This is a genomic window from Kitasatospora sp. NPDC086791, assembly GCF_040685975.1.
Taxonomy (GTDB): domain Bacteria; phylum Actinomycetota; class Actinomycetes; order Streptomycetales; family Streptomycetaceae; genus Kitasatospora.
In genome coordinates this window covers 55992-62364 of record NZ_JBFBOC010000037.1, presented here as the reverse complement: position 1 = coordinate 62364, position 6373 = coordinate 55992, and the positions used below count along the sequence as shown (strand labels likewise).

The window sequence follows — 6373 nt, the reverse complement described above, 5'->3', positions numbered from 1 at the left end:
AAGCTAAGCCTTACAGCGCCGATGGTACTGCAGGGGGGACCCTGTGGGAGAGTAGGACGCCGCCGAACAATTCTTGAGAAGAACCCCCATCCGGAATCCGGATGGGGGTTCTTCGCGTTTCCGGGAAAATGGCTGGACGTGCCGTCGACCCCTGCCGACCGGCCCCCGCCGAGTGGCTGGTCCGCCGTCAATATGTCGCTAAAACCGCCTGATCGGTGCACTGATCAGCGGAAAATCGCTGCTCACGCCGTAGTCTCGAAGGAAAAGGGGAACAGGTGTCCGGGGGTGGCTCCCGGGCGTGGCCGGATCAAGAATGGTGCTCATGGGACGAGGCAGGCTGCGGATCTACCTCGGGGCGGCCCCCGGGGTCGGCAAGACGTACGCCATGCTCGCCGAGGCGCACCGGCGGCACGAGCGTGGCACGGACGTCGTGGTGGCGTTCGTGGAGGACCACGGCCGCCGGCGTACCGCGGACATGGTCGCCGGGCTGGAGGTCGTGCTGCGGCAGCAGGTGGTGCACCGGGGCGCGAGGTTCTCCGAGATGGACCTGGACGCCGTCCTCGCCCGCCGCCCGCAGGTGGCGTTGGTGGACGAGCTGGCCCACACCAACGTCCCCGGCTGCCGCAACGAGAAGCGCTGGCAGGACGTCGAGGAGCTGCTGGCGGCCGGGATCGACGTGATCTCCACCGTCAACGTGCAGCACCTGGAGTCGCTGGGCGACGCCGTCGCGGGCATCACCGGGGTGCGCCAGCGGGAGACCGTCCCGGACGAGGTGGTCCGGCGGGCCGATCAGATCGAGCTCGTGGACATGTCCCCGCAGGCGCTGCGGCGCCGGCTGGCGCACGGGAACGTGTACGCGCCGGAGAAGATCGACGCGGCGCTCGCCAACTACTTCCGCCCGGGCAACCTGACCGCGCTGCGCGAACTGGCGCTGCTGTGGACCGCCGACCGGGTGGACGAGTACCTGCAGAGGTACCGGGCCGAGCAGGGCATCGAGGGCACCTGGCAGGCCCGGGAGCGGATCGTGGTCGGTCTGACCGGCGGACCCGAGGGGGCGACGCTGATCCGCCGGGCGGCCCGGATCGCGGCCCGGGTCTCCGGCGGTGAGCTGCTCGCCGTGCACATCTCCCGCTCGGACGGGCTGGTGGGGTCCGGCTCGCCGCAGACGCTGATCGAGCAGCGCGCGCTGGTGGAGAGCCTCGGCGGCTCGTTCCACGCCGTGCTGGGCGACGACCCGGCCGGCGGGCTGCTGGACTTCGCCCGCGGGGTGAACGCCACCCAGATCGTGCTGGGTACCAGCCGCCGGCCCGGCTGGCAGTACCTGTACGGGCCGGGCGTCGGCACCACGGTGACCCGGGAGGCCGGGGACATCGACGTCCACATGGTCACCCACGAGCACGCCGGGCACGGACGCGGCCGGGTACCCGTCCGCAGGATCACCGACCTGGGCCGGACCAGGACGATCGCCGGCTGGCTGATCGGGCTGGCCGGTCCGCCGCTGATGGCGATCGTGCTGACCACGATCGGCGGACTGGGCCTCTCCACCGACATGCTGCTGTTCCTGTCGCTGACGGTGTGCGCGGCGCTGGTCGGCGGGCTGCTGCCGGCGATCGGCTCGGCGCTGGTGGCCTCCTCGGTGCTGAACTACTACTTCACGCCGCCGCTGCACACCTTCACCATCAACGAGCCGCAGAACATCATGGCGGTGGCGATATTCACCATCGTCGGGATATCGGTGGCGTCGGTGGTGGACCTGGCGGCCCGGCGGACCCATCAGGCGGCCCGAAGCCAGACCGAGGCGCAGACGCTCAGCGCGCTGGCCGGCACGGTGCTGCGGGGCGCGCCGAACGGGGACGGGGTGCTCACCGCGCTGATGGAGCAGGTCCGGGAGACCTTCGGGCAGGAGAGCGCCGCGCTGCTGGAACGTCCGGACCCGCTCGGCCCCTGGGTGCCGGTGGCCACCGCCGGGCCGCGGCCGCCGGAGCGGCCGGAGGAGGCCGACGTGGACGTCCCGGTCGGCGACAGCCTGACGCTGGTGCTGCGCGGCCGGGTGCTGCCCGGGGGGGACCGGCGGCTGCTCGGTGCCTTCGCCGCCCAGGCCGCCGTGGTGCTGGAACGCCGCCGGCTGGCCCGGGAGGCCGCCGCGGCCCGGCGCGAGGCCGAGGGCAACCGGATCCGGACCGCTCTGCTGGCCGCCGTCTCGCACGACCTGCGCACCCCGCTCGCGGGCATCAAGGCCTCGGTGAGCTCGCTGCGCTCGGCGGACGTCGACTGGGACCCGGAGGACGAGGCCGAGCTGCTGGCCGGGATCGAGGCCGGGGCGGACCGGCTGGACCACCTGATCAACAACCTGCTCGACATGAGCCGGCTGCAGACCGGCACCGTCACCCCGCTGATCCAGGAGACCGACCTGGACGAGGTGGTGCCCTACGCGCTCGGCGGGGTGCCGCCGGACTCCGTCCGCCTGGAGGTTCCGGAGACGCTGCCGATGATCCGGGCCGACGGAGGACTCCTGGAGCGCTCGCTGGCCAACCTGGTCGAGAACGCCGTCAAGTACAGCCCGGACGGGGTCAAGGTGCTGGTCAAGGCCGATGCGCTGGAGCAGCCCGGGGTGCCGGGCCGGGTCGAGCTGCGGATCGTCGACCGCGGGCCGGGGGTGCCCGAGGAGGCCAAGGAGCGGATCTTCGCGCCGTTCCAGCGGTACGGCGACGCACCGCGCGGCGCCGGTGTGGGCCTCGGGCTCGCGGTGGCGCGCGGCTTCGTCGAGGCGATGGACGGTAGCGTCACCGCCGAGGACACCCCCGGGGGCGGCCTCACCATGGTCGTCAGCCTGCCGGCCGCCGAACGGCCGCCCGAGCCGGAGGAGCCGGGTGGACCGGCCGGTGACGGGAGCGATCCGGTCTCGGAGCTGATCACATGAGAACCGGCGGCAGACCGGCCGGGCCGGTCGCTTCCCGGTGCCGTACGTCCTACGAACAGCCAGTCCCACAGTCCTCACGTCAGACAGCCCTGAAAGGCGGAGCCCGTAAATGACCCGGGTCCTCGTCGTGGACGACGAACCGCAGATCGTCCGCGCGCTGGTGATCAACCTCAAGGCCCGCAAGTACGAGGTGGACGCGGCCCACGACGGCGCGAGCGCCCTGGAGCTGGCCGCCGCGCGCCATCCGGACGTCGTCGTCCTCGACCTGGGCCTGCCCGACATGGACGGGGTCGAGGTGATCCGGGGCCTGCGCGGCTGGACCCGGGTGCCGATCATCGTGCTGTCGGCCCGGCACGCCTCGGACGAGAAGGTCGAGGCGCTGGACGCCGGTGCCGACGACTACGTGACCAAGCCGTTCGGGATGGACGAGCTGCTCGCCCGGATGCGGGCGGCCGTGCGGCGGGCCGAGCCGGTGGCCGGGGAGGCCGATTCGCTGGTCGTCACCGAGAGCTTCACGGTCGACCTCGCCGCCAAGAAGGTCAACCGGGACGGCGCCGACGTCCGCCTCACCCCGACCGAGTGGCACCTGCTGGAGGTGCTCGTCCGCAACGCCGGGCGGTTGGTCAGCCAGACCCAGCTGCTCCAGGAGGTGTGGGGCCCCGCCTACCGCACCGAGACCAACTACCTGCGGGTCTACCTCGCCCAGCTGCGCCGCAAGCTGGAGCGGGACCCCTCGCACCCGCGCCACTTCATCACCGAACCGGGAATGGGATACCGGTTCGAGAGCTGACCGCCGTTGCCCCCGGTGGCTGAACGACCTGCCGCCGGGGGCCCGGAAACCGGTACCCTTCCGGCATGAGTGGTGACAACAGCAGCGGCCAGCCGCAGGGGCGGTTCCGCCGCATGCTGAGCCGGCTGACCTCCTCGGCCGAGGAGCTCCAGGCCGAGGACCTGCGCCAGGAGAGCGCCGCGGAGTCGGGATGCACGCCGATCGCCGGCTGTGCGGACCGCGAGCTGGTCACCGTCGCGGGCACGCTGCGCACGGTGACGCTCCGCCCGCGGGCCGGGGTGCCAGCCCTGGAGGCCGAACTCTTCGACGGCACCGAGGCGCTGGACGTGGTCTGGCTCGGCCGCCGCTCGATCGCGGGCATAGAGCCCGGCCGCAGGCTGGTCGCCAGCGGTCGGATCAGCCACGCACGCGGGCGCCGCGTGCTGTTCAACCCCCGCTACGAGCTGCGTCCGGTCGGACACGGGAGCGAATCAGCGTGAGCAACCAGCCCGGCGGCGACGCCGCCCAGCTCGACCTGGCCCACGACGCGGCGGCCGAGGAGGCCGCCCGCAAGGCCGCCTCCAAGGAGGCCGCCGACACGGTCCTGAAGGCCTTCGGCGGCGTGCGCGGCATGATCGACATGACGCTGCCCGGCCTGGTCTTCATCGTCACGTACAACCTCACCCACCAGGTCAGCACCTCGGCGTGGGCCGCGCTCGGCCTGAGCGCGCTGTTCGTGGTGGCCCGGCTGGCGAAGCGGGAGACCATCCAGCACGCCTTCAGCGGGGTGTTCGGCGTCGCGCTCGGCGCCTGGATCTCGATGAAGAGCGGCAAGGCCGAGGACTTCTACCTGCCCGGTCTGCTCTGGAACGTCGGCTACTGCATCGCCCTGGCGGTCTCCGCGCTGGTGCGCTGGCCGATGATCGGGGTGATGCTCGGCCCGATCACCGGCGAGATGTTCACCTGGCGCAAGGAGAACCCGGGCCGGCTGGCCGCCTACACCAGGGCGACCTGGGCCTGGGTGGCGATCATGGGCCTCAAGCCGGTGATCCTCTTCCCGCTGTACTTCACCCACAACGTCAACCTGCTGGGCTGGCTGAAGGTCGCCCTCGGCATCCCGCCGCTGCTGCTCGCGATGTACGTCACCTGGCAGATCCTGCTCAAGGCCCCGCCGCCGATCAAGGCGCCGCTGGACGAGGAGGAGCCGGCGGAGTAGCCCGCTCCGGCACGGCGGAGGGCCCGCACCCCTGACCCAGGGGTGCGGGCCCTCTCGCCGTACGGTCCGCTGCTACTGGGCGCCGGAGATGGCCGACAGCAGCTCCTCCAGCTCCTCCTCGCGCTCCTGCGCGGCGACGAAGAGCAGCTCGTCGCCGCCCTCCAGGGTGTCGTCCTTGCCCGGCACCAGTACCCGGCCCTCGCGGATGATGGTCACCAGCGCGGTGTCCTGCGGCCAGGCCACGTCGCCGACCCGGGTGCCGACCAGCTCGGTGTCCGAGGCCAGGGTCAGCTCGACCAGGTTGGCGTTGCCCTGGCTGAAGCGCATCAGCCGGACCAGGTCGCCGACGCTGACCGCCTCCTCGACCAGGGCGGACATCAGGCGCGGCGTGGACACGGCCACGTCGACGCCCCAGGACTCGTTGAAGAGCCACTCGTTCTTGGGGTTGTTCACCCGGGCGACCACCCGCGGCACCGCGTACTCGGTCTTGGCGAGCAGCGAGACGACCAGGTTGACCTTGTCGTCGCCGGTCGCGGCGATCACCACGTGGCAGCGCTGCAGGGCGGCCTCGTCCAGCGAGGTGATCTCGCAGGCGTCGGCCAGCAGCCACTCCGCCATCGGCACCCGCTCCACCGAGATGGAGTTGGGGTTCTTGTCTATCAGCAGGACCTCGTGGCCGTTCTCCAGCAGCTCGCCCGCGATCGAGCGGCCCACGGCACCGGCCCCGGCAATGGCGACCCGCATCAGTGACCCTCCTCCTTCGGCCCCTGCGCGAACGCGGCCTCGACGGCCGTCAGGTCGGCCCGGCGCAGCATCACGTGCACCAGGTCGCCCTCCTGCACCACCATCTGCGGCGTGGGCAGGATGCCCTCGCCGAGCCGGGTGACGAACGCCACCCGGGCGCCGGAGGCCTCCTCCAGCAGGCTGATCCGCCGGCCGACCCAGCGCGGGTCGTAGGCGACCTCGGCCATCTGCACGCCGCCGCTCGGGTCCTGCCACAGCGGCTCGGCGCCGCTCGGCAGCAGCCGGCGCAGCATCTGGTCGGCCGTCCAGCGGACCGTCGCCACGGTCGGGATGCCCAAGCGCTGGTACACCTCGGCCCGGCGGGGGTCGTAGATCCGGGCGGCGACGTTCTCCACGCCGAAGTTCTCCCGGGCCACCCGCGCGGCGATGATGTTGGAATTGTCGCCGCTGGAGACCGCGGCGAACGCGCCGGCCTCCTCGATGCCCGCCTCGCGCAGGGTGTCCTGGTCGAAGCCGACGCCGGTCACCCGGCGCCCGTTGAAGCCGGCGCCCAGCCGACGGAACGCGGTCGGGTCCTGGTCGACCACGGCCACCGAGTGGCCCTGTTTCTCCAGTGCTCTGGCGAGGGCCGAGCCCACGCGGCCGCAGCCCATGATGACGATGTGCACCGGCGCTACCTCACCCGTTCCGTCAGGGTACTGACCTGCGCAAACACCGTTCATCT

The 6373-nt window shown here is 72.1% G+C and carries 6 protein-coding genes; 4 read left to right on the top strand and 2 right to left on the bottom strand.

Annotated features, from left to right (window positions below; translation table 11 throughout):
• Positions 1-322 precede the first annotated feature (322 nt).
• From AB0Q99_RS30415 to AB0Q99_RS30400, 4 genes are all read left to right on the top strand, one after another.
• Complete coding sequence (locus AB0Q99_RS30415) at positions 323-2920, top strand: sensor histidine kinase KdpD (protein ID WP_363576795.1); 2598 nt, start codon at positions 323-325, stop codon at positions 2918-2920.
• A 109-nt stretch (positions 2921-3029) separates the two neighbouring features.
• Positions 3030-3710 (top strand): response regulator, encoded by a 681-nt coding sequence (locus AB0Q99_RS30410; protein WP_049657530.1) that lies wholly within the window; start codon positions 3030-3032, stop codon positions 3708-3710.
• A gap of 65 nt (positions 3711-3775) precedes the next feature.
• The gene (locus tag AB0Q99_RS30405) at positions 3776-4189 is read left to right on the top strand and encodes an OB-fold nucleic acid binding domain-containing protein (protein WP_363576794.1); all 414 of its coding nucleotides are present in this window, start codon (positions 3776-3778) and stop codon (positions 4187-4189) included.
• Entirely contained in the window at positions 4186-4905 is a 720-nt protein-coding gene (locus AB0Q99_RS30400; RefSeq protein ID WP_363576792.1) for a DUF3159 domain-containing protein, read from the top strand. The genes AB0Q99_RS30405 and AB0Q99_RS30400 overlap by 4 nt, the downstream gene beginning before the upstream one ends.
• A gap of 72 nt (positions 4906-4977) precedes the next feature.
• On the opposite strand, the gene AB0Q99_RS30395 is transcribed toward AB0Q99_RS30400, so the two are convergent.
• Both AB0Q99_RS30395 and AB0Q99_RS30390 read right to left on the bottom strand, forming a co-directional pair.
• A complete protein-coding gene (locus AB0Q99_RS30395; protein WP_049657526.1) occupies positions 4978-5649 on the bottom strand; it encodes a TrkA family potassium uptake protein in 672 nt (223 codons plus the stop codon).
• The gene (locus AB0Q99_RS30390; RefSeq protein WP_363576790.1) at positions 5649-6317 is read right to left on the bottom strand and encodes a TrkA family potassium uptake protein; all 669 of its coding nucleotides are present in this window, start codon (positions 6315-6317) and stop codon (positions 5649-5651) included. Before AB0Q99_RS30390 ends, AB0Q99_RS30395 begins: the two co-directional genes overlap by 1 nt.
• Positions 6318-6373 lie beyond the last annotated feature (56 nt).